Genomic DNA, 20996 nt, shown 5'->3' with positions numbered 1-20996 from the left:
GCCTGTTCTTTGTAGGTGCGCAGAATATCCCGCGCGCGGCCAACCGGAGCCCCAGCATGAAGATTCTCGTCCCCGTCAAACGGGTCGTCGATTACAACGTGAAGGTCCGCGTGAAGCCCGATCAAACGGGCGTCGACCTCGCGAATGTGAAGATGTCCATGAACCCCTTCTGCGAGATCGCCGTCGAGGAAGCGATCCGCCTGAAGGAAAAGGGCGTCGCTGAAGAAATCGTCGTCGTGTCCATCGGACCGGCGCAGGCCCAGGAAACCCTGCGGACCGCCCTCGCCATGGGCGCCGACCGCGGCATCCTGATCCAGACCGACGAGACCGTCGAACCGCTCGCCGTCGCCAAGCTGCTGAAAGCCGTGACCGACGAGGAGAAGCCGGAAGTCGTGCTGCTGGGCAAGCAGGCGATCGACGATGACGCCAACCAGACCGGCCAGATGCTGGCCGCGCTGCTGGACTGGCCGCAGGGTACGTTCGCCTCCAAGGTCGAGATTGCCGACGGCAAGGCCACCGTGACCCGCGAGGTCGATGGCGGCCTGCAGACGATCGCGCTGGAACTGCCGGCCGTGATCACCACCGATCTGCGCCTGAACGAGCCGCGCTACGCTTCGCTGCCGAACATCATGAAGGCCAAGCGCAAGCCGATCGACACCAAGGCTCCGGACGATTTCGGCGTCGATATCGCCAAGCGTCTGGAAGTCGTGAAGGTCTCCGAGCCGCCGAAGCGCGAAGCCGGTATCAAGGTGGAGAGCGTCGCCGAGCTGGTCGACAAGCTGAAGAATGAAGCGGGAGTGATCTGATCATGACGGTTCTCGTTATTGCCGAGCACGACAACAGCGCGCTCAACGACGCCACCCGCGCCGTGATCACCGCCGCCAAGAAGATCGGTGGCGATATCCACGTCCTCGTGGCCGGCAAGGATGCCGGTGCCGTGGCCGAAGCCGCCGCCAAGCTGGACGGTGTCGCCAAGGTGCTGCACGCCGAAGCCGACGTCTTCGCCTCGCCGACGGCGGAAGCCATGGACGCACTCGTCACCCCGCTGATGGACGATTACGACGCCGTGCTGTCGGCTGCGACCACGATGGGCAAGAACTTCATGCCTCGAGTCGCCGCCCGCCTCGACGTGATGCAGATCTCCGACATCACCGCGGTGGAAAGCGCCGACACTTTCGTGCGTCCGGTCTATGCCGGCAACGCGATGATGACGGTGAAGTCCAGGGACGCGAAGAAAGTCATCACGGTCCGCCCGACCACGTTCGAGAAGGCCGGTGACGGTGGCTCGGCCTCGGTCGAGGATCTCGGTGCCTCCTCCGGCCCGTTCAAGTCGGAATTCGTGTCCGAGGAGCTGTCGGAATCGGATCGTCCGGAACTGACCCAGGCCAAGATCGTCATCTCCGGCGGCCGCGGCATGCAGTCCGGCGACAATTTCCACCTGCTGGACAAGATCGCCGACAAGCTGGGCGCCGCCGTCGGTGCCTCGCGCGCCGCGGTCGATGCCGGCTTTGTGCCGAACGACTACCAGGTCGGTCAGACCGGCAAGGTCGTCGCGCCGGAACTCTACATCGCGGTCGGCATTTCCGGTGCCATCCAGCACCTGGCCGGGATGAAGGACTCCAAGGTCATCGTCGCGATCAACAAGGACGAGGAAGCGCCGATCTTCCAGGTCGCCGATTACGGCCTCGTCGCGGACCTGTTCCAGGCCCTGCCGGAACTGGACGAAGCGCTGGGCTGAGCCCCGCCGCACCGGACAAATCAGGAAACGCCCGGCCATCCAGCCGGGCGTTTTCTTTTTGGGGCTGTCCGCCAAGAATTCTTGAGTGGTCGCATTTTCGAACCGCAAAACCGGTCCCCACTTTTGCTGAAAATGCTTTAGCCAATCGCCAGCAGATGCCGGCCCAGCCGCCACCAGGTGCGAAGCTCGGACGGCTGCCGCCCGGCCTCTTCCAGCGCATCGAGCGCATCGCGGTCGAGCCAGCGCCCGTCGCGCATCACACCGCGCGGTGCGTAGAGGATGGACGGGCTGGTCAGCGGGTCACCGTCGACCAGAACCAGATCGGCAAAGCAGCCCACGGCCACACAGCCGATCTTGCCGTCCAGCCCCAGCACATCGGCCGGATGCACGGTCGCCGACCGGATTGCCTCCAGCGGTGTCAGCCCGGCCCGGACCAGAAGCTCGATCTCGCGCACCGTCGACACGCCATGCGGCGAGGCCATGATGCCGGAGTCCGAACCAACCGTCAGACGCACGCCGGCCTCGTGCATCATGCCGGTGAAGGCCTCGTAGAAGGCTTGCATCTGCGTGCGGTCCTCATGGACATAGCGCGACCAGAAATCGAACGTGTCCCGCTCGAAGCCGGCGACCACCGGGTTATAGCCTTCCATCTCCGGGCGCAGCAGATGTGCGCCACGCGTCTCGACGATCCGCGCCAGGTTCTCGTGCACGACAAGCGTCGGATCGACCGTGGCACCGGCCGCGGCGACCGCCTGTGCCAGGGTCTGTGCGCCCTCGGGATCGGTATCGTCGGACAGGCCATGCCAGACAATCGACTCGGTGTGCTCGATCGTGGCGAAATCCGCCGGCAGCGTATCGGTGAAGGGCAGCGGGTCGTCTTGGGTACCCTCGACCGGGTGACCGCTCATCGTCATCCCCAACGCTGCCGCCTCTTCGCGGATCGCGGCAAAGCTCTCGCGCGACAGGTTGGAATAGAGTTTGAGGTGGCGGAAACCGGCTGCGTATTGACGCCGGACGGCCGCGCGCGCCTCGTCGCCACCGCTCACCAGCTCGTGCAGCAGGTTGGCATTGCGGCCGCCGCGCTCATTGATGATCGCGCCTGTCGTGATGAGGCGCGGGCCATAGAGACGGCCCGCATCGATGCGGCGGGCGAGCGGCAGATGGAAGGGCATGCCGCCCATATTCCGCACGGTCGTCACGCCAACTGCCAGCCCGGCCGCCAGGTCCACCTCGTCGAAAACATGGACATGCATGTCGATCAGGCCCGGCATCAGGGTGCGGCCCTGGGCATCGATACGCGGAATGTCCGGATCGATGCCGGACATTCCGTCCGGGCCGATGCGGGCGATCTGCCCGTCCTGCACCAGAACCGACTGGCCGGCCTGCCGCGTGCCGGCGTCCGGATCGAACAGTGTGGCGTGCTCGATCAGCCAGGTGCGCGATGCGTTGCGGTCCGGCACCATCGCCCCGGGCAGCCGGGCGATGATGAGGGCCGAAACGGCGATCGTGGCGAGGATGACGGCAAGGCCGCCGGCGAGGATGCGAAGCATGGATCTCTCCCGTCTGGATTTCGGGAGAGATCAGCATGTCCGGAGACCGGCATCGTCCGGAATCCGGATTCCGGACGTGCGGAATTCGTCAGGCGCTGCGGATACCGGAAACCGGTCCGCCCTCACCCTCGCGCAGGCGCGCCGCATAGGCCGAGGGCGTCTCGCCGGTCTCGCGCTTGAAAACGGCATTGAATACGGATTTCGAGGAAAATCCGGCCGTGAAAGCCAGGTCGATCACGCGCTGGGCGGTGCCGGCGCGGGCATCCTCCTGCATCATCGCGCACACATCCTCGATCCGCAGGTTGTTGATGTAGTCGTTGAAATTGCGCCCCGTCGCCGTCTTGATCGCGCGTGACACGGCCCGCTCGCCCAGCCCTGCTGCCGCCGCGACTTCCGTCCGGGTGAGACGCGGTTCTGAATAAAGCGCCTCGCCGCGCACGGCCTCATCGATGCGCCGGAAGTCCTCGGCCTCGGCCGCCGCATCGCCCGGCGCCGGTGTGGCCGGCTCGTCACGCGGGCGATCCAGCGCACCGGGCTCCAGCCCCTCGAACAGGCGGCTGTGGCGGACGGCGATCAGGATCAGCACCACCACGAAGACCAGCGAGACACTGATCTGGAAGAGATAAGCGGTCTGGGTCTCCAGCCAGGGCCAGTAGGGATGGATCCAGTGCGCATCCATCCGCAGCACGTCAAACACGCCGTCGACGACATAGAAGCCGATCAGGGCATAAAGCCCGTTGAGCTGGATCGCCTGCGCGTCGGAGCGGGTCTCGCGGGTCGCACGGCGGAAACGGTGAATGAGCCAGATCGCGGCAGCGGAGTAGACGAACAGGCTGATCCGGGCGGCGTGCTCGACCCAGGCGATCTGCGCCGTCAGCGCCAGCGCGATGAGGAAGGGCACGGCATGCGGCCAGTCGCGCCAGGTCAGCGCCGGGCCGGCGATCATGATGCCGCGGACAGTGAGATAGACGAGCGGCGGATAGGCCAGGCGGAAGGCCGGCGTGACGAGCCAGATGTCGCGAAACCCGGCCGTCTCCTCCAGCACGTTGAAGATCATCCAGGTGCAGGACATCGCCATCAGCGCCGACACCGCCCGAAGGCGCGGCTGCGAGACGGTCAGCAGCACACCCAGACCGGCAATGGCGATCAGGGCGATGTGGACGAGATTGACCGGCTGGAGCGTCATGACAGGCAGATTAAGGACTGGGACCGGCCTGCCTACCCCTTCCAGCCGCGAAAGTCGCGGTATTCGGCCAGGGCGGACACGGCGCGGCGCAAGAGTTGCGGCGCATCGGGGGTCTCACGCTCGCAAGCGTCGTAGGCGGCGTGCACACTGTCGAAGATGTGCTGAGGGGCTTTGATGAGCGCGTCGCCGGCCTGGCCGGTGTCGATACCGGGCCCGCCGGCAACCGGCCTCTCGCCACGTTCCAGCAGGACCAGGCGGGCGGCGAGATCGCGTTCGATCACGCCGAGCTGCCGCGCCAGCCCCCGGTCCCGGCTGCGGTGCAGCCAGACCAGGGCAATAATGGCGACAAGAAGAATGAGCGGAAGAAGCAGGGCCATGCGGCCCGGACTACTCCGCCGCGCTCCCGCCTTCCAGCACAACGGTCAGCGAGCGCAGGTCGACGAATTTGAAATTCTGGCCGCCGGTCTCGTTCTCATCGTCCTGCACGACGAATATCCCGCCGGGGAAAGTCTCGCCCAGATTGGCGGTCGAGATGTCCAGACCGTCGGTATGGGTCACCCCGTCCACGGCGCCGTCGACGATCCGGAAGCGCGTGACGAAGTCGTGCGTTTCCAGATCATAGGCCGCATAGGCATTGTCGCTCTGGGAAGAGACGACCAGCCAACCGCCGGTCTCGCCGCGCGGCAGAAGGGCGGCGCCTTCGGCGTCGGCGCTGAGCTGCTGGCCATCGACGGCGGCGATCTGTACCGGTTCGGCCGGATCGGTGGGCTCGGCCCCCATCATCCAGACGCCGACATTTTCTTCATTCATGTAGACCGTGCCGGTGCGCTCGTCCGCGACACAGCCTTCCGCGATCGTACCCAGCGTGACGCGGCGGACTTCCTCGGCGGTGACGCTCTCGCCATTCCAGCCCACGCGGACCTGGACGAAAGTGCCCGGATCCTTGTCGGAGACGAAGGCATAGAGTTCGCCATCCTGGCGGCTGCGGTAGAAGCAGAAACCGTAGGGTTCGACGATATTGTCCAGCGGCACGGCGCCGGCATAGCTCACATCGCGGGTATCCGGATCGATGAAGAAGAAGGCGATGCCGATGTTGGAACGGTCGGAGGCGCCGGCAATGTCGACGACACGATCGCCGAGCGCGAAGTCGTAGCGGACATCGACATTGTTGAGACGGCCTTCGGGCAGGTAGGCATGCTCTGCGCCGGTCATGGTGTAGACGTAGACGCCATTATCCTTGTCAGTGCCGAAGATCAGGCTGTCGGCCGGATTGTCCGAGACCCAAACGGCCGGATCATCGGCCGCATCGCCCGTACCGGCGACGCTCGCCGTTTCCAGCACGGCCTCGATCTCGACAGCCGGCAATCCGCCGCCGCAGCCGCCCAGTGCCAGTGAGAATGCCGCAAGGCCGAGAATCCGCTTCATGACTGTCCCTCCAGAAGTCCGGTCCGCCGCGCCATAGCACGGGTTCAACCGAAATGGCACGCGGACAATCGTGACACTTCCTTGACGGGGTGATGCAATTTCGCACCGTCACAAAACTTCAATCCAAACGACACGGAAGTGCAGCCATAGCGTCATCAGTTTGTCGCCGCTTTTCCCCCAATAAGGCGCCGAAATCGGACTGCCAGGCCCGACTCGCCAGTCATTTCCTGAAGGGGGACATCATGACCAGGACATTCGCCATGCTCGGCACCGCCTCGGTGCTGGCACTTGCTGCTGCGACCGCCGCCCAGGCCGGCACCATTGCCGGCCGCGTGATGGACGGTTCCCGGACCGTGGGTCTGGAAGGCGCCACCATCCGCATCGTTGAAACCGGCCAGACCGTTGCCGCCGGTTCGGACGGCGCGTTCCGCATCGTCGGCCTCGCGGCCGGCACCTACACGCTGCGCATCAGCTATGTGGGCGCCGAGCCGGCCGAAACCTCGGTCACGCTCGCCAGCGTCACCGACACGGCGACCCCGGTCATCACGATCGGCGAAGACGTCGATTATGTCGAGAACATCCTGGTGATCGGCCAGCGCGGCGCGCTCAACTCCGCCCTGTCGCGCCAGCGCGCCAATGACGGCAATATCGTCGTCCTCTCCGCCGACGCGATTGGCCAGTTCCCCGACGAGAACGTCGCCGAAGCCGCGCGCCGCGCCGTCGGCGTGAACGTGCTGAACGACCAGGGCGAAGGCCGGTTCGTCTCGATCCGCGGCCTGGATCCGAACCTCGTCTCCACCTCGATCAACGGCGTGCGCCTGACCTCGCCGGAAGCCGAGGACCGCCAGGTCGGCCTCGACGTCATCGACGCCGACGTGCTCTCCAGCGTCGTGATCAACAAGTCGCTGACGCCGGACATGGACGGCGACAGCGTCGGCGGCAATGTCGAGATCGAAACCACTTCGGGCCTCGATGTCGACCATCTCTACATCCGCGGCCGTGTGGCTTCGCTCTACTCCGATATCGAACAGGATTTCGGCTGGCGCGGCTCGGTGAACTTCGCCAACAACTTCCTCGACGGACGTCTCGGCGTGGCCGGTTCGCTGTCGCACCAGGAACGCGTCTTCGGCTCGGAAAGCTATGAGGTCGACGGCGGCTGGGAAACGGACGAAAGCGTGCCTTTCCCGAACGAAGTCGAGATGCGCAACTACCAGATCACGCGCGAACGCACGACGGCGGCCCTGAACTTCGACTATCGCTGGTCGAACGAGCTGAGCTTCTACCTGCGCAACACCTGGTCCGATTTCTCCGATGCGGAGCACCGCAACCGCGTCGAGGTGAAGCTGGAAGACGCCGAGTATAATGACGCGGCCTCCTCCGGCGATCTGGCGGCTTTCGTGGCCGAAGAGATGGAAATCGACCGTGACATCAAGGACCGTCTGGAATCCCAGATGATCTTCGCCACCGACTTCGGCGGCGAATGGCTGCGCGGCAATACGACGGTCGACTGGTCGCTCTCCTACGTCCACTCCGAAGAGGAAGAGCCGAACCGTCTGGACACGGACTTCTCCTATGAATTCGAGGATGACGAGGTCTTCGGCGTCAACGTCTCCAACCCGCTCATGCCGCAGCTGGTCTATGGTGGCGGCGCGACCACGGACGCCGTCTTCGATCCGTTGATCTACGAGAATCAGGGCTTCGAGGTCACCAACGGCCTGTCCCAGGACCGCGAATACGCCGCGGCGCTGAATATCCGTCACGATTTCAACTATGGCGGCATGGCCACCTACATCCAGTACGGGGTGCGGGCCCGCCTGCGCGACAAGAAGTATGTGCTGGATTTCGACGTCTATGAGAGCGACGACAATCTGACGCTCGACCAGGTCGTGCGTTCGGTCGACTACTCGCAGGACCGTCTCGGTCCGGTGCCGGATCCGGTCGCGGTTCGCGACTATTTCAACGCCAATTTCGGCAGCCTGGAACTGGATCCGATCGCCAGCGACATCGACAGCTATGGCGCGACCTACGGTGTCGAGGAAGACATCATGGCCGCCTATCTGATGGGCTCCATCGAGAACGGCCCGCTCAGCGTGGTCGGCGGCTTCCGCATCGAGCAGACCGACGTGTCGGCCTATGGCTATGAAGCCTTCCTCGCCGAGGAAGGCTCGACGGTCGGTGGCGTGCTGCAGGATCAGGACACGGTGATCGTCACGCCGCAATACGTCTCGGACGACTATACCGACGTGCTGCCCTCCATCCTCGCCCGCTATGAAGTGGCCGAGAACTGGATTGCTCGCGCCTCCTATTATGCCTCGATTCAGCGCCCGAATCCGGGCCAGTTCGCGCCGCGCCTCCTGGTCGAGCAGAACAAGAAAGACGAGATCGAGGGTGAGCTCGGCAATCCGGACCTGCAGCGCCTGGAAGCCGACAATTTCGAGATCTCGCTGGAATGGTATCCGAACAACGACGCCGTCGTTTATCTCGGCTATTTCTACAAGGATCTGGAAAACGTCATCGGCCCGATCCAGTACTCGGACCGGGTCATCAATGGCCGCCTGTTCGACGAGGCCGACAGCTATATCAACCTGCCGGAAGCGGAAGTGTCGGGCTGGGAATTCAACTACCAGCAAGCGCTCGACTTCCTGCCGGTCGAAGGCTTCATCGCCGGTTTCAACGCCACCCTCGCCGACAGTGAGGCAACCCTGCCGGACGGCCGTGTCGTACCGCTGCCGCGCCAGTCGGACGAAGTGTGGAACGCCGTGCTCGGCTACGACCAGGGCCCCTGGGACCTGCGCGCCGTCGTCTCGCACCGTTCCGAATTCCTCGACGAAATCCGCGGCGATGCCGACGAGGACCGGATCGTGCTGGACCACACCCAGCTCGACCTGTCGGCGAAGTTCCGCTTCAACGACCATCTCCAGATCTTCGGCGATCTGAAGAATGTCACCGACGAACCCTTCCGCGCCGTCACCCGTCCGGACGGTGTCAGCCGGGTGGAACAGTTCGAAGAATATGGCTGGTCGGCCGTCTTCGGCGTGCGCTTCACATATTAAGCAGCACCGCATTCCACACAGGAAACCCCGGGCCTTTGGCCCGGGGTTTTTCTTTTATTTCATATAGTTAATTATCGATGCGGCCGACGCGAAACTGTCTTCCAGGCGTCACCGTTCCGTCGCGTTATCGGCGTAGACAGGCGCCGACCCGCTCCTCCCCGACCGGGTGACCTTCCCGCTTATCCCTCCGGGCAAGGTTTCAAACTCACAGGGCCGTCCGCGTTGTGGACGGCCCTTTTTTCTTGCCGGCCGCGCGAACGCAGCAGGGGCAACCAGGAGCACCGGCTGGCCCTTACGACACGGTAAGTTGTTCCGCAGCGGCGGCGCTGCTTGACTGACGGCATCCTGCCAACCGGCTGTTTCTCCAAAAGATGCCGATAGATAACGGACCATGCCGATGAGTATTCTGGCGCCGTGCCTGGCCGCACTTGCTGCGCTCTCCCTGCAGGGCGAGACTGTGCCCGGGCCACAATCATCACCCGACCGTATCCGGCAAAGCGTGCTCCCCGCCCACTATCTGGAAGGCCATCTCGATGCGAGGTCGATCCCGCAGGCGATGCTGGAGCAGGATATTCCCGGGCTCAGCATGGCTTTCATCGAGGATAGCGAAATCGCCTGGCAGATGACGTTCGGCTATGCCGACCTTGCCACGGCAGCCCCGGTCACGCCCGACACCGTGTTCGCAGCGGCTTCGCTGAGCAAGCCCGTCGCGGCGATGATGGCGCTGCATCTGGTCGACCGGGGCGCGCTGAGCCTGGACGCGGATGTCGACGATTATCTGCACGACTGGCAGATCCCCGCCAGCGCATTCACGGCCGAAGAACCCGTCACCCTGCGCCGCCTGATCGGCCATACGGCCGGCATCGCCAATCATCTGTGGTCGGCCTACGATCCGGGCGAACCGCTCCCCTCGATCGAGGCCATGCTGGCCGGAACCCCGCCTTCGGTGGATCCGCCGGCCGCCGTGGAAGCCGTCCCCGGCGCGCGTTACCGCTATTCCAATCCCGGCTATGCCATCATCCAGAAACTGGTGCAGGACGCGACCGGCGAAGATTTCCAGAGCGCTGCGGAGCGGATCGTCTTCACCCCGGCCGGCATGACGCGAAGCACGTTTGCACAGCCGATCCCGGCGGCGCTGAACGCAGCGGCCGCAACCGGCTATTCCAACGCGCTGCAGCCCTATCCCGACCAGCTGTTCCCCTTCCTCGCGGCCGGTGGCATGTGGTCGACACCGGCCGATCTGGCCCGTTTCATGGGCACGCTGATGGAGGATCGGGCAACGGGCGCAGGCCGCATCCTCTCCCCTGAACTGGCCGCGGACGTCTTCGCACATTCCGAAGGCCGGCTCGGCTTCACCCGGACGCCAGGGGCCGATGGCGAAGTACTGGTCGAGCACTGGGGCAGCAATGCCGGCTTCACCAGCTACATGGTGGGCCATCTGCCCGGAGATCAGGCGCTGGTCGTCATGACCAACAGCGATAACGGCTTCAACCTGATGGCCTCGATCGCGCGATCGGTGGCGCATGAATACGGCTGGCCGCTGCTGGAGCCCACGGTCTATACGGAAGCCGATCTGCCGGAAGCGGATATCCAGCGCTTTGCCGGCACCTATGGCGACAGGCTGGTCTTCTCGGTGGCAGACGGTGCCCTCACCCTCACAGCCCCCGGCGACGAGACGGCGCAGACGCTCATTCCCGTCGGCCCCGCGACACTCATCTCACCATCGCAGAACACAACCTACCAGTTCATCGAAGCAAATGACGGCGAGGTCCGATGGGTCCGCATGACGCAGGGGGGCGGGTATAATAATGACTTTCCAAGGGACTAGACGCCGCAACGGCACTCACATGCCCCGTGCAATCGCCGCCCGGATCAGGGCCTTGGCGTCCTCGCTGTCCCATTCGGCCGGGGCGGTGACCCGGCCCAGTTCGCGGCCCTGGCGGTCATAGAGGACCGAAGTCGGCAGGCCCGGCGTGCGGATCTGGGAGAAACTGGCCAGATTGCTGTCATGGATGATCGGCAGGTTTTCCAGCTCGATACGTTCGAAGAAGGCCAGCACATCGTCCATCGAACGGTCGAGGCTGACGGTGACGACCTGGAAGTCCTCGCCGCCAAGATCAGCCTGCAGCCGGTCCAGCGCCGGCATTTCCTCCACGCAGGGCCCGCACCAGGTCGCCCAGAAATTCACCAAAATCACCTGGCCGCGATAATCCGACAGGCGGACTTCGTCGCCGTTTTCGTCGACATAGACGGCATCCGGCTGGGGCGGCGCGTCGTCGATCTGGGTGAAACGGCGCATCTCGCCGCGGGCATAGCTTTCCAGCCCGCCCGCATCGCTCTGGTCCATCGCGCTGAACACCACGACAAGGAATCCCACCACGAGGATTGCGGCCATGCCAAAAATGGCTATTCCAAGTGGAGTCTTCATATCGCTTCGCTCCCAAATCCGCAGGAATCCCCGATGGTCGAGAAATCCCCGCAATCTTCCAAGTCCAGCGCCATGTGGGGCGGACGTTTCGAGGCCGGGCCGTCGGCGGTGATGGAAGCCATCAATGCCTCCGTCGATGTCGACCAGCGCATGGCCGAGCAGGATATCGACGGATCCCTCGCCCATGCCCAGATGTTGAGCGAAACAGGCGTGATTTCAAGCGAGGATGCTGCGGCAATCCGCCAGGGCCTGGAACAAATCCGTGAGGAGATCCGCGCCGGGGACTTCACCTGGTCGGCCGCGCTGGAAGACGTGCACATGAATGTCGAGGCGCGGCTGAAGGCGATTATCGGCGAACCGGCCGGCCGCCTGCACACCGCCCGCTCGCGCAATGACCAGGTCGCGACCGACTTCCGTCTCTGGCTGCGCGACGCCTGCGACCGGATCGATGCCCAGCTGGCCGAATACCAGAAGGCGCTGGTCGCCCAGGCCGAAAAGCATGTCGACCAGGTGATGCCCGGCTTCACCCATCTGCAGACGGCCCAGCCGGTCTCGCTGGCGCACCACCTCCTGTCCTATGTCGAGGTGGCCCAGCGCGATCGCGGCCGTTTTGCCGATGCCCGCAAACGCCTCAATGAAAGCCCGCTGGGCTGCGCCGCACTGGCCGGCACCGCCTTCCCGATTGATCGTGAGATGACAGCGAAAGCGCTCGGCTTCGACCGGCCCATGGCCAATTCGCTCGACGGCGTCGCGGCCCGTGACTTCGCGCTGGAAGTGCTCTCGGCCGCGGCGATCTGTGCGGTGAACCTGTCGCGCTTTGCCGAGGAGATCGTGCTGTGGTGCACGCGCCGCTTCGGCTTTGCCTCGCTGTCGGATGCCTGGTCGACCGGATCCTCGATCATGCCGCAAAAGCGCAATCCCGACGCCGCCGAACTGGTGCGCGCCAAGCCGGGCCGCATCATCGGGTCGCTGACCGGCCTTCTGACCGTGGTGAAAGGTCTGCCGCTGGCCTATTCCAAAGACCTGCAGGAGGACAAGGCGCCGGTCTTCCAGGCGATTGACGACCTGGAACTGGCCCTGCTTTCCATGGCCGGCATGGCCGCCGACCTCACCTTCCACAGCGCCGCGATGGAAGCGGCCGCCGGCGAAGCCTATTCCGACGCGACGGATCTGGCCGACTGGGTAGTGCGCGAACTGGGCAAGCCCTTCCGCGACGCCCACCACATCTCCGGCTCGATCGTGAAGCTGGCGGAGAAGCGCGATATCCCGCTGGCACAGCTCTCCCTGGAAGACATGCAGAGCGTCGAGCCGGGTATCGACGAGCGCGTGTTTTCCGTGTTGAGTGCCCGGGCATCGATGGAAAGCCGCACCAGTTTCGGCGGCACCTCGCCGGTGCGTGTGCGCGAACAGGTCGCCGCGTGGAAAGCCCGGCTGGGCTAGCCGTGCAACGCCGGTCCTGAGTTGAGGGAATGGACATGAAACGACGCCTTGCCGCCCTGGTCCTTGCGACCCTGAGCGCCCTGACCGTCGCCGCCTGCGGCCTGCGCGGCGAACTGGAACGCCCGCCACCCCTGTGGGGCGATCCGCCGCCGCAGGACGAAAGCGCCGGCGACGACAGCGAAAACTAGCGCCTGGCTCTCCAAATCGTAATGCATGTGGCTCTCGTCTATCGCGTTGGCCATGATAGGGTTTGTGGATGCGTCGCCGCTCGCTCATAGCTGCCGGGTGCGCCCTTGTGTGGGAAGCCTCGGTTCCGGTGCTCTGGCCCGTTCTGGCCTGGGCCTCTGCCTTTGCGATTCTGGCTCTTCTGGGCCTGTGGGACCGGATCGGCGATCCCTGGCGCGCGATCTATGCCATCGCCACCCTGCTGCCTGCGGCCTGGCTGACCTGGCGCGGCATTCGCACCTTCCACTGGCCCGATGCCGACGCGCTGGCCCGCCGTGTCGAGGAAGACAGCGGTATCGAGGCACGCCCGCACGAGGCGCTCACCGATAAGCCGTCCGACAGCGATCCGGTCGCCCTGCGTGTCTGGCAGGAACACCAGGCGCGCATGCGCCGCCGCCTGGCGTCGGCCCATGCCCGCCGGCCCAAGGCCGCCTGGGCGCGCACCGACCGCTGGGCCCTGCGCGGCACGCTGGGCCTGCTGCTCGTTGTGTCGTGGCTGGTCGCCGGACCGGCGGCCCGCGACCGTCTGGGCGAAGCCTTCGGCCTGACCCCCATCCTCGCGGGCGGTGAAACCCTGAGCATCGACGCCTGGATCGACCCGCCGGCCTATACCGGCCGCGCGCCGGTCTTCCTGGCAGAAACCGAGCGCAGCGCCGAAGTGCCGGAAGGCTCGACCTTTATCACCCGCGTGGCCGGCAGCCGGCGCGAACCGCGTCTCACCCTGCGCAGCGAAGCCGGCACCGAGCGCGGTGAAGTCCGCGAAATCGGCGATGGCGTCTGGGATATCCGCGCGCCGGTCACCGGCGATGCCACCGTCCGCCTGGCAGCACCCGGCACACGCGAAACCTGGACGCTCGACGCCATTCCGGACACGGCGCCGCGCGTGCGTCTGCTCGCCGTCCCCGACGCGACATCCGCCGGCGAACTCGATCTGCGCTTTTCCGTGCAGGACGATTACGGCCCCACCGGCTACGCCCTCGATATCCGCCCGGAAGAGGATGAGAGCGCGGGCTGGGAACGCCTGCCGATCGACGCCGTATCTGTTACGCCGCTCAGCGAGGGCGAGGGCCTGGGCACGCTGCTGGAAACCGCCCGCCATCCGCTGGCCGGTTCGCGCGTAACGATCCGCCTCGCCGTCACCGATGCCGCCGGCAATGAGGGCCTGTCGCCGCCCCTGGGCGTGACTCTGCCCGAACGGGTGTTTCTCGACGCGCTGGCCCGCGCCGTCGCCGAACAGCGCCGCGGCGTGATGGCGGCCGACGCGGCCTATGCCCCCCTGCCCGAACGCCCGGTGATGTATACCGAGGATATCCCGCCCGGCCCGGCCTATCTGGCTGAAGAACCCGAGCGCCGGATCGAGCGCGCGCCGGAAGGCCTGCAATATGCCGCCCGCGCGCTGGACGCCATTTCCGACGCGCCGATCTATTTCTTCGACGATCCGATCGTCTATCTGGGCATTCGCGAGACCGTGCATCGCCTGCGCCGCGCCCGGGATCAGGTCGACCTGACCGGGCTGGACGACGATCTGTGGAATATCGCCCTGCGCGCCGAGCTGGGCTCGCTGGCCGATGCGGAAGCCGCACTGCGCGCCGCCGAGCGCGCGCTGATGGAAGCCATGGCGCGCGGTGCCGACGAGACCGAGCTGGCCGCCCTGTTCGAAGCCTATGAAGAGGCGATGGACAATTACATGGCCGCCCTCGCCCGCGAGGCCGCCGAAGAGGGCAATTTTGCCGAAGGCGGCGGCGGTCCGCAGCTGGACCAGCAGATGCTGCAGGACATGCTCGACGCCCTGCGCGAGGCCGCCGAGCTGGGCGATACGGCCGAGGCACGCCAGGCATTGGCCGCCCTCAGCGAGCTTCTGCGCAACATGCAGATGCAGATGGGCCAGGGCACGGGCGGCGAAGGCGAGAGCGACGCCACCTCGGAAGCCATGCGCGAGGCGCTGGAAGAACTCGGCGAGATGATCGGCGAGCAGCGCGACCTGCAGGACCAGACTTTCGGCCTGAACCAGCAGCAACAGCAGGGCGGCGGCGCTCCGCAAAGCGGCGAGCAGTCGGGCCAGCCTTCCGGCCAGGGATCGCAATCGCTGGCCGAGAACCAGAGCGGCGGTGCGTCGAGCACGCAGCAGCTGGCGGACGCCCAGGGGCAGCTGGCCCAGCGCTTCGGCGAGTCGGCCGAGGCCGTGCCCGGTGAAGGCGAGAGCGGCGAGACGCTCGGCCAGGCCGGCCAGGCCATGCGCGAGGCCGAGGAAGCCCTGCGCCAGGGCAGTACCGAAGACGCGCTCGCCGCCCAGGAACAGGCCCTCGCCCAATTGCGCGAAGGTGCCGAGGAACTGGCTCGCGAACTCATGGAGCGCATGGAAGAGGGCCGCGGGCAGGCCATGGGCGAAGGCGAGGACAATCGCGATCCGCTGGGCCGGCCGTCCGAAGGCGCCTTTGCCGATGGATCCGGTGTCGAGGTCCCCGAAGAGATGAGCCGGGCCCGGGCCCGCGCCATCCTGGAAGAACTGCGCCGCCGGGCCGCCGAAAGCGGCCTGACCCAGGAAGAGCTGGACTATATCGAACGCCTGCTGGATCGGTTCTGAGCAACGGGCCGTTGCCTGCATCAACGCGCATCGCAGCCCGGCGGCATATGGTCAGTTGGCAGCCCGATTTGCCGACACTTCGTTCAACAGCTCCCGCAGCCCGATGGCTTCGACGCCATCGGCCAGCGGGTAGCGTTCCTGACCGCCATATACAAAGAACGCCCTCGCAGGCTGCAGATCCTCGCATGCAGAGTGGAAGCCCCGGGTGAGTTTCGGCGCACTGGTTCGCTTGACTTCGATTGCCCAGATTTCGCCGCCCCGCTCGACGAGAAGATCGATCTCCGCACCGCCCGCCGCCCGGTAGAAGCCGAGTTGATGAGCCTCTAGCTGACCGGCCGCGGCGATATTCTCGACAACAAAGCCCTCCCAGCTCCCGCCCAGCACCGGATGCCCCAGCAAGGCGTCGAAACTGTCGATGCCCAGCAATGTGTGGCAGAGCCCGCTGTCGCGGACATAGACTTTCGGCGACTTGACCAGCCGCTTCTTGGTATTTCTGTGCCAGGGCATGAGCTTGCGGACCAGCAGCAGATCGATCATCAGATTGCGGTAGTTCGCAACAGTCTTGCTGTCGACGCCCAGCGAACGGCCGAATTCGGACGCATTGAACAGGCCGCCCTGGTGATGCGCCAGCATCGTCCAGAAGCGGCGCAGCGTTTCCGCCGGAATACGCGTCCCGAGCTGCGGGATATCCCTCTCCAGATAGGTCCGGATGAAATCGCGGCGCCAATTGACGCTGGCCCGCGCTCTGGCCGCCAGCAGGCTGCGCGGGAAGCCGCCCCGTTCCCAGAGGGTCGAAACCGGGATGTCCTCACCAAGTTCTCTGGCCGTGACCGGCGCCAGCTCGCGGTACGCTACCCGGCCGGCAAGTGACTCCGAGGACTGGTTCATGAGCTCCATGGAAGCGGAGCCGAGCAACAGGTAACGCCCATCACCGCGGCCGAGCCGGCGGGCCTCGTCGATAAGGCCGCGCAGCGTTCCGAAGAGTTCCGGAATACGATGAACCTCGTCGAGAATAACCAGCTTGTCGAGATGATCGCGTAGATAGAGTTCCGGATCCTGAAGCTTGGCGATATCCGACGGCCGTTCGAGATCGAGATAGATCGATGGCCGGGCCGTTGCGATCTCGTGCGCCAGCGTGGTCTTGCCCACCTGACGCGGCCCGAGCAGGACCACCGCGGGGTTTTCATCCAGCGCCTCGACGATTTCCGAAGTCAGATCACGTGATATCATCCTTGCAATTTCGTATATTAATTCCGAATTTGCAAGGATATGATGTCCAGTAACATCGCCGGACGCGGCCGGTGAAATCAGTGATGGCCGTTGTCAGCCGTTTCCTGGTGCTCGGCGACGACCGGCTCGTGTGCGGCAGCCGGAGCCGGAGCATGGTCAGGCGTGTCGTGAGACGGCGCTTCATGGGATGGCTCTGTGTTGGACGGGGCTGCATGCGCGTCCCCATCCTCGCCAGCTTCGTCATGCGCCGCATTGCCGGTCGCCGCATGGGCCATCAGCAACACTTCGACCTCGACGGCCGAAGGCGGCGGGTCGGACACCACGGTGCGGAATTCCTGGCTCTTGCCCGCACGGATCTGGCCCGCAGGTACCGAGACCGTCCATTCCAGAACCGACTCGCCATCGGCATCGCGCAGCACGGCCCGCAAGCCCGGCATGGCGCGCGCGCGGCGGTCGAAATTGCGCACATCGCCCTCGATCACGAGAAGCGGAACGCCGTGATCCACATCGCGGCGGATATCCAGCTCACCGACCGAGAAACCGTAGGGGTTCACCTCGGCGCCGACCGCGGCATAGGCCGAGGAGGCGCGCGGCCAAAGCGTCACGACATCGACCCGGAATATCCAGGCGGTCGTCAGCACGACAGCGCAGGCAACCGCCAGTGCCCCCCAGGCCCCGCCCGCAGCAGCGACCGAAAGGGTGTGACGTTTCTTTTCCTGGCGTTCGCGGAAAGCCTTGTGCGGCTGCTTCTCGACGACCGGTTCGGCCGGGGATTGCGGTGAGACCATGTCTTGCGCCGCGGCCGCTTCCGTTGGAATCTGGGCGTCGGCGGTCCATACATGTCCGCAGGATGCACAGCGCACACGGCGGCCGGCGCTGCCGATTGCGTCGGCATTCGCGCGATACCGCGTAGAACAGGACGGACAGCTCAGTACAATGCTCATCGTGCGTCGTTTTCGTCCAACCAGGTTCACCCGTGTCAGTGGAGGCACTCCATCAACCCGAGTATGACCGCTTCCCCGCACAGCGACCCCGAACCGGTTGTCCGCTTCGACAATGTCGGCATGCGGTACGGACGCGGCCCGGAGATTCTGCGCGATTTGTCGTTTGATTTACCACGGGGTTCTTTCCAATTTCTCACCGGACCGTCCGGTGCGGGCAAGACGTCGCTGCTGAAGCTCATCTATCTGGCCGCCAAACCCTCGCGCGGGCTGGTCTCCTTCTTCGGCCGCGACACCGCGACACTGCCGCGCCGCGACCTGCCGGACCTGCGCCGCCGGATCGGTGTGGTGTTCCAGGAGTTCCGTCTTCTCAATCACTTGAGCGTGTTCGACAATGTCGCCCTGCCGCTGCGCGTGGCCGGAAAGAAGCGCTCCGAATACGCCGAGGACGTCGCCGAACTCCTCGCCTGGGTGGGCCTGGGCGATCGCATGTCAGCCCTGCCGCCGACCCTGTCCGGCGGTGAACAGCAGCGTGTCGCGATCGCCCGCGCCGTCGTCGGCCAGCCGGAAATCCTCATCGCCGACGAGCCCACAGGCAATGTCGACCCCGAGATGGGCATGCGCCTGCTGCGCCTCTTCGCCGAGCTGAACAAGCTGGGCACGACGATTGTCATCGCCACGCACGACCTGCAGCTGGTGCGGATGGTGGACGCGCCTGTGATGACGCTGTCGAACGGCCATCTGCATATCCGCCCCTCACGCGGACGCCGTCAGCGCGAGGCCGATCAGCGTGAAGCCGAAGGCCGCGAGGCGCTGGACGCGATGTCGCCTCCCGATCCGGAGGCCGGCGATGAGTGAGCCCACCGTTCCCAAACCGCCCGCCGGTGGCAATGGCCGGCTTCTGCCGCCCGATGCGGGCCGCGACCGTCCGCTGTTTCTCGTCGCCGCCATCCTGGTCTTTCTGGCCTGTATCGCGGCCCTCGGCGCGCGTGGCGCCTGGCTGCAGGCGCAGACCTGGACCAGCGATCTGGAGTCCAGCCTGACCATCCAGATCCGCCCCGTCGACGAGCGCGACACCACGGCCGATGCCGAAGCGGCTGCGGAGATCGCCCGCTCCATGGACGGCGTCCGGGACGCGACCGCCCGCACACGCGAACACGCACTGGCCCTGCTCCGCCCCTGGCTGGGCGAAGGCAATCTGCCGGACGATCTGCCGCTGCCGCTGATGGTCGAGGTCGAGCTGGAAAGCGAGACTGTCCGCGCCGCAAGCTTCCAGCCCGAGGCCTTGCAGGCCCGGCTGGACGAGGCCGGGCTGGCCGCGACCGTCGATGATCATTCGCGCTGGGCAGCCGCCGTGCGCCGCGCCGCCACGACGGCGCAGACACTGGGCCTAGCGCTTCTGGCGCTGGTTGCCGGCGCCGCCGCGGCCGTGGTCGCCTTTGCCGCACGGGCCAGCCTCGCCGCCCGCGTCGACGTGATCGACGCGTTGCATCTGTGCGGCGCCGAGGACCGGTTTATCGCCGGCCTGTTCCAGCGGCGCTTCTTCATGCTGGGCCTGAAATCCGGTGCAGCCGGCGCGATCTTTGCCGGTCTGGTCTCCATTCTGGTCAGCATCGGCGGATCGCCCGCCGATATGGCTTTCTTCCTGCCGCAATGGGCAGCCGACCCGTTCGAGCTGGTCCTGCTGGCCCTGGCTCCCTTGCTGGCCGGTCTGACCGCCGCGGTTTCGGCGCGACTTGCTGTCGCGTCGGACTTGCGGGGACGCTGGTAGCGCGCCACAAAACGGCCGGGTTCGCGAGGACATGCTGATGCAGGTTTCACGGGCGGCACACGCCGCACAGCGATACGGGATCGGACGGACACGATGAGCCGGGGCTGGATGGCATTGCGCACACTCGCCTTCCTGCTGGTGGCCGGACTGGCCATCGGCTTTCTTGTGTTCGCCGGCCGGATCGCCACCTACGCCACCCCCGATACCGGACGCCAGGCCGATGCCATCGTCGTGCTGACCGGCGATGCGGGCCGCACCACGGCGGGTATCGATCTGCTGCGTGAGGGCCGCGCGCCCCGGCTGCTGATTTCCGGTGTCGATGCCTCGGCCACGCCGGCCGACATCCAGCGCCATTCCGGCCTGTCCGACGACGAGCTGGACTGCTGCGTCATTCTCGGCCGAGACGCCACGGACACGATCGGCAATGCCCGCGAAGCCGGCGCGCTGGTGCGCGAAAACGGCTATCGGAGCTTGATCATCGTCACGTCTGACTATCATCTGCCGCGCAGCCTCCTGGAGATGCGCGCCCTGATGCCCGGTGTCGAACTGATCGCCTATCCCGTCCGCACAACGCCGCCTTGGCAGGATTTCGGGGCATCGCGCCTGTGGCTGCAGGAGTATGCCAAATTCACCGCCGTGTGGCTGCGCCAGACCGTTACACCGCGTCCCGAAAGCGTCTGATGACCCTGATCCGCTCGCTCGTCTTCTACATCTACATGTATTCGCTCATGGTCTTCATGGGCCTGGTCGGACTGCCCCTGCTGCTGGGGCCACGCACCTGGTCGCGCAGCTGGCTTCGGGTCTATCTCAAAATGCTCTGGTTCGGCCTGCGCTGGATCTACGGCATCACCTTCGAGGTGCGCGGCCGCGAACACCTGCCCGCAGGCGGTGCACTGGTTGCCTCCAAGCATATGAGCATGTGGGAGACGCTGGCTTTCTGGGAAATCCTGCCCGATCCGGCGATCATCCTGAAACACACCCTCACCTACATGCCCTTCTTCGGCTGGTTTGCCGTGAAGCTGGGCAATATCTCGGTGAACCGGAAGAAGGGCGCCAGCGCGCTGAAGGGCATGATGCGCGATGCCGCCCGCCGGGCCGGCGAGGACCGGCAGATCCTGATCTTCCCGGAGGGCACCCGCGTGGACCCCGGCGAGCATCCCGACTTCAAGCCGGGAGCGGCCGGCCTCTATCTGAACATGGGCGTGCCTTGCGTGCCGGTGGCGCTGAATTCCGGGGTTTTCCTGAAATCCTATTGCGGCCTGAAACGGCCGGGGCGGATCGTGGTCGAGTTTCTCGAACCCATCCCGCCAGGGCTGGGCAAGCCCGAATTCCTGCGCGAGCTTCACACGCGCATCAACACCGCATCGGACGCCCTGCAGGCGGTCGATGACGCCGGAATGCCGTTGGGGAGGACAGGCCGGTGAC

18 protein-coding genes are annotated in these 20996 nt (G+C 65.7%); 11 read left to right on the top strand and 7 right to left on the bottom strand.

Translation table 11 applies throughout. The features are described 5' to 3' along the window. Positions 1–56: 56 nt before the first annotated feature. On the top strand, positions 57–806 hold the full coding sequence (locus ABJO18_RS11005; RefSeq protein WP_348507621.1) for an electron transfer flavoprotein subunit beta/FixA family protein: 750 nt from the start codon (positions 57–59) through the stop codon (positions 804–806). Positions 807–808: 2 nt separating this feature from the next. Continuing rightward, positions 809–1738: an electron transfer flavoprotein subunit alpha/FixB family protein gene (locus ABJO18_RS11000; RefSeq protein WP_348507620.1), complete on the top strand. Its 930-nt coding sequence runs from the start codon at positions 809–811 to the stop codon at positions 1736–1738. 137 nt (positions 1739–1875) lie between these two features. On the opposite strand, the gene ABJO18_RS10995 is transcribed toward ABJO18_RS11000, so the two are convergent. The 4 genes from ABJO18_RS10995 to ABJO18_RS10980 form a co-directional block, all read right to left on the bottom strand. Further along, positions 1876–3288: an amidohydrolase family protein gene (locus tag ABJO18_RS10995; protein WP_348507619.1), complete on the bottom strand. Its 1413-nt coding sequence runs from the start codon at positions 3286–3288 to the stop codon at positions 1876–1878. An 88-nt stretch (positions 3289–3376) separates the two neighbouring features. After that, positions 3377–4474: a helix-turn-helix transcriptional regulator gene (locus ABJO18_RS10990; RefSeq protein ID WP_348507618.1), complete on the bottom strand. Its 1098-nt coding sequence runs from the start codon at positions 4472–4474 to the stop codon at positions 3377–3379. A gap of 32 nt (positions 4475–4506) precedes the next feature. Continuing rightward, positions 4507–4851, bottom strand: coding sequence for a hypothetical protein (locus tag ABJO18_RS10985; protein WP_348507617.1), 345 nt, complete (start codon positions 4849–4851; stop codon positions 4507–4509). 10 nt (positions 4852–4861) lie between these two features. After that, on the bottom strand, positions 4862–5899 hold the full coding sequence (locus ABJO18_RS10980) for a phytase (RefSeq protein WP_348507616.1): 1038 nt from the start codon (positions 5897–5899) through the stop codon (positions 4862–4864). Positions 5900–6141: 242 nt separating this feature from the next. Here ABJO18_RS10980 and ABJO18_RS10975 point away from each other — a divergent pair, with 242 nt between their 5' ends. Together ABJO18_RS10975 and ABJO18_RS10970 are read left to right on the top strand one after the other, a co-directional pair. Then, a complete protein-coding gene (locus ABJO18_RS10975; RefSeq protein WP_348507615.1) occupies positions 6142–8952 on the top strand; it encodes a TonB-dependent receptor in 2811 nt (936 codons plus the stop codon). Between the two features lie 391 nt (positions 8953–9343). After that, complete coding sequence (locus ABJO18_RS10970; protein WP_348507614.1) at positions 9344–10780, top strand: serine hydrolase domain-containing protein; 1437 nt, start codon at positions 9344–9346, stop codon at positions 10778–10780. A gap of 15 nt (positions 10781–10795) precedes the next feature. Here ABJO18_RS10970 and ABJO18_RS10965 read toward each other — a convergent pair whose 3' ends face one another. Continuing rightward, positions 10796–11347, bottom strand: a complete 552-nt coding sequence (locus ABJO18_RS10965; RefSeq protein ID WP_348515905.1) for a TlpA disulfide reductase family protein — start codon at positions 11345–11347, stop codon at positions 10796–10798. Positions 11348–11413: 66 nt separating this feature from the next. Here ABJO18_RS10965 and argH point away from each other — a divergent pair, with 66 nt between their 5' ends. The 3 genes from argH to ABJO18_RS10950 all read left to right on the top strand — a co-directional run bounded on the left by argH (position 11414) and on the right by ABJO18_RS10950 (position 15629). Beyond that, positions 11414–12820, top strand: a complete 1407-nt coding sequence (argH, locus tag ABJO18_RS10960) for an argininosuccinate lyase (RefSeq protein WP_348507612.1) — start codon at positions 11414–11416, stop codon at positions 12818–12820. A gap of 35 nt (positions 12821–12855) precedes the next feature. Continuing rightward, entirely contained in the window at positions 12856–13008 is a 153-nt protein-coding gene (locus ABJO18_RS10955) for a lipoprotein (RefSeq protein WP_348507611.1), read from the top strand. 68 nt (positions 13009–13076) lie between these two features. Next, the gene (locus tag ABJO18_RS10950) at positions 13077–15629 is read left to right on the top strand and encodes a DUF4175 family protein (protein ID WP_348507610.1); all 2553 of its coding nucleotides are present in this window, start codon (positions 13077–13079) and stop codon (positions 15627–15629) included. A 51-nt stretch (positions 15630–15680) separates the two neighbouring features. Here ABJO18_RS10950 and ABJO18_RS10945 read toward each other — a convergent pair whose 3' ends face one another. Both ABJO18_RS10945 and ABJO18_RS10940 read right to left on the bottom strand, forming a co-directional pair. Then, complete coding sequence (locus ABJO18_RS10945; RefSeq protein WP_348507609.1) at positions 15681–16859, bottom strand: ATP-binding protein; 1179 nt, start codon at positions 16857–16859, stop codon at positions 15681–15683. 77 nt (positions 16860–16936) lie between these two features. Next, positions 16937–17647, bottom strand: coding sequence for a DUF3426 domain-containing protein (locus tag ABJO18_RS10940; RefSeq protein WP_348507608.1), 711 nt, complete (start codon positions 17645–17647; stop codon positions 16937–16939). A gap of 219 nt (positions 17648–17866) precedes the next feature. Here ABJO18_RS10940 and ftsE point away from each other — a divergent pair, with 219 nt between their 5' ends. The 4 genes from ftsE to ABJO18_RS10920 all read left to right on the top strand — a co-directional run bounded on the left by ftsE (position 17867) and on the right by ABJO18_RS10920 (position 20995). Further along, the gene (ftsE, locus tag ABJO18_RS10935) at positions 17867–18658 is read left to right on the top strand and encodes a cell division ATP-binding protein FtsE (protein WP_348507607.1); all 792 of its coding nucleotides are present in this window, start codon (positions 17867–17869) and stop codon (positions 18656–18658) included. Next, on the top strand, positions 18651–19571 hold the full coding sequence (locus ABJO18_RS10930) for a hypothetical protein (protein ID WP_348507606.1): 921 nt from the start codon (positions 18651–18653) through the stop codon (positions 19569–19571). The genes ftsE and ABJO18_RS10930 overlap by 8 nt, the downstream gene beginning before the upstream one ends. 93 nt (positions 19572–19664) lie before the next feature. Continuing rightward, on the top strand, positions 19665–20252 hold the full coding sequence (locus ABJO18_RS10925) for a YdcF family protein (protein ID WP_348507605.1): 588 nt from the start codon (positions 19665–19667) through the stop codon (positions 20250–20252). Beyond that, positions 20252–20995, top strand: coding sequence for a lysophospholipid acyltransferase family protein (locus ABJO18_RS10920; RefSeq protein ID WP_348507604.1), 744 nt, complete (start codon positions 20252–20254; stop codon positions 20993–20995). Before ABJO18_RS10925 ends, ABJO18_RS10920 begins: the two co-directional genes overlap by 1 nt. The last annotated feature ends 1 nt before the right edge of the window (position 20996 follow it).

Origin of the sequence: Maricaulis sp. (assembly GCF_039978735.1) — a bacterium.
In the GTDB taxonomy this organism is placed as follows: domain Bacteria; phylum Pseudomonadota; class Alphaproteobacteria; order Caulobacterales; family Maricaulaceae; genus Maricaulis.
Note: the sequence above shows the minus strand (reverse complement) of the source record. Positions and strands in the feature narration are given on the sequence as shown.